1 protein-coding gene and 1 pseudogene are annotated in these 2,614 nt (G+C 74.9%); both read right to left on the reverse strand.

Annotated elements, in window-relative coordinates; translation table 11 throughout:
- Positions 1 to 349 (reverse strand): annotated as a pseudogene (locus tag C1J00_RS44885) (SWIM zinc finger family protein); the annotation flags it as partial.
- Positions 346 to 2,614, reverse strand: a 2,269-nt coding sequence (locus tag C1J00_RS41865) for an SCO1167/SCO6262 family helicase (RefSeq protein WP_102914042.1), incomplete at its 5' end; no start/stop codon positions are given. The pseudogene C1J00_RS44885 and the gene C1J00_RS41865, both read right to left, overlap by 4 nt.

Consider the following 2,614-nt stretch of genomic DNA (forward strand, 5'->3'; position numbering starts at 1 on the left):
CACCAGCGGCAGCCTCGGGAGCATCGGCGCCCCGGGGCGTGCCGGCACCCTCGGAGGAGTGAGCGGCCTCAGAGGAGTGAGCGGCCTCGATGGAGTGAGCGGCCTCGGAGGAGTGAGCGGCCTGGAAGGCACCGGTGTCCCCCCGCCCGCTCCCCCGCTGCTCGGCCACCGCCCGTCGCAGCGCCTCGCGTGCCGCGGCTGCCGGTGCGGGTGTCGTGTCCTGGCCTGCGGCTCCCCCGGCAGGGGACGGCTCAGGACGGGCGGCAGCTGCCCGGCCGGGGTCCTGGGCCGCCCGCTGCCGGGCCTCCCGCAGGGCCCGGCGGGCCTCGTCGGCCGGGCCGGGTGTCATGACGACCTCCGCAGGGACACCAGGTCGGACAGCTCCCGGTCCGTCAGTTCCGTGAGGGAGGACTCGCCGGAGCCGAGGATCGCGTCGGCCAGGGCGCGCTTGGACTGGAGCATCTCGGCGATACGGTCCTCGACGGTGCCCTCGGTGATGAGGCGGTGCACCTGCACCGGCTGGGTCTGGCCGATCCGGTAGGCACGGTCGGTGGCCTGCTCCTCGACGGCCGGGTTCCACCAGCGGTCGAAGTGCACGACATGTCCTGCCCGGGTGAGGTTGAGGCCGGTGCCCGCCGCCTTGAGGGACAGCACCAGCACGGGCGTCGAACCGGCCTGGAAGCGGTCCACCATGCGCTCCCGCTCGGGGACCGGCGTGCCGCCGTGGAGGAGGTCGACCGGGACCGCGCGGGAAGCCAGGTGGGAGGTGATCAGGCGGGCCATCCCCACGTACTGCGTGAAGACGAGGGCGGACCCGTCCTCCGCCAGCAGCGTGTCCAGCAGCTCGTCGAGCAGGGCGAGTTTGCCGGAGCGGGCGGCGAGCCGGTCGCCCGCGGCGCGGTGGTGCTCCTCCTTGAGGAACAGCGCCGGGTGGTTGCAGATCTGCTTCAGCGACGTGAGGAGCTTCAGCACCAGGCCGCGGCGGGGCATGCCCTCGGTGGTCTCGATGGCGAGCATCGACTCGCGGACCACCGCCTCGTACAGCGCGGCCTGTTCACGGGTGAGCGGGACGGGGTGGTCGGTCTCCGTCTTGGGCGGCAGCTCGGGCACGATGCCCGGGTCGGATTTCTTGCGGCGCAGCAGGAAAGGCCTGACCAGTCGGGCGAGGCGCTCCACCGCCTCCTGGTCCTCGCCGTTCTCCACGGCACGCGCGTGCCGGGCCCGGAAGGACTTGAGCGGGCCGAGGAGGCCGGGGGTCGTCCAGTCGAGCAGGGCCCACAGCTCCGAGAGGTTGTTCTCCACGGGCGTGCCGGTCAGGGCGACGCGCGCGGGGGCCGGGATCGTGCGCAGCGCCTTGGCGGTGGCCGAGTAGGGGTTCTTGACGTGCTGCGCCTCGTCGGCGACGACCATCCCCCAGGCTCGCTCGGCCAGGGCGAGGGCCGCCGAGCGCATGGTGCCGTAGGTGGTGAGGACGAATCCGCCGTCCAGGCCGTCGAGGCTGCGGTCCGGGCCGTGGAAGCGGCGGACGGGCACGCCCGGGGCGAAGCGGGTGATCTCCCGCTGCCAGTTGCCCAGCAGGGAGGCGGGGCAGACGACCAGTGTCGGCTCACGGCGGGCCCGCTTCAGATGCAGGGCGATGAGAGTGACGGTCTTGCCCAGGCCCATGTCGTCGGCGAGGCAGCCGCCGAGACCGAGGGTGGTCATCAGATCGAGCCAGGCCAGGCCACGGAGCTGGTAGTCCCGGAGGGTGGTCCGCAGGTCCGGGGGCGGTTCGGCCGGGTGGATCCCCGCGGTCAGGCGGTCGCGCAGGGCGGCCAGCGCGCCCACGGGGACGGCCTCGACCGTTTCGCCGTCCACGTCGGCCGTGCCGGTGAGGGCGACGGACAGCGCGTCGACCGGGTCGAGCAGGCCCAGGTCCCGTTTGCGGGCCTTGCGGACGAGCGCCGGGTCGACCAGCACCCACTGGTCGCGCAGCCTCACGACCGGGCGGTGGGCCTCGGCGAGGGCGTCCATCTCGGTGTCGGTGAGCGGGTCGCCGCCGAGCGCCAGCTGCCAGCGGAACTGGAGGAGGTCCTCGCTCTCGAAGAAGCCGGTGCCGTCGGTCGCCGAGCCGGGGGCCGGGCGGACCACCGCCGCGGCGGACAGGTCCTGCGCGAGGTCCCGCGGCCAGTGCACGGCGACTCCGGCCGCGGCGAGCCGGGTCGCCGCGACCCCGAGCAGGTCGCTCAGCTCGTCCTCGGTCAGGGCCAGCACGTCGGGCACATCCTGGTCGGCGAGCCGGTCGAGCGGGGGCCAGACGCGGGCCGCGCGGCGGACGGCGAGGGCCGCGTCCACGCGCGCGCGGGGACCGAAGGCGTCGCCGGCCTGCCCCGCCCACAGGGCCGCCGCGTCGGCGACCAGGGTAGGGTCGGCGAGGCTGTGCACCTGGACGATCGCGGCGCCGGCACTGCGGGCACGGCCGTCGGAGGTGTCGTCGAACAGGTCGTACGCCGACAGGTCGAGGCGGAGCGAGATGCGCACGCCGGCGTCCATGCCGGCGGCGACCTCGGCGGCCCAGTCGTGGGCGGCGGGCAGGTGCTGGGGCTCGCGGGCCGCGAAGGGCCTGCCGGAGGTG

The sequence above is a fragment of the Streptomyces cahuitamycinicus genome (genome assembly GCF_002891435.1).
Taxonomy (GTDB): domain Bacteria; phylum Actinomycetota; class Actinomycetes; order Streptomycetales; family Streptomycetaceae; genus Streptomyces; species Streptomyces cahuitamycinicus.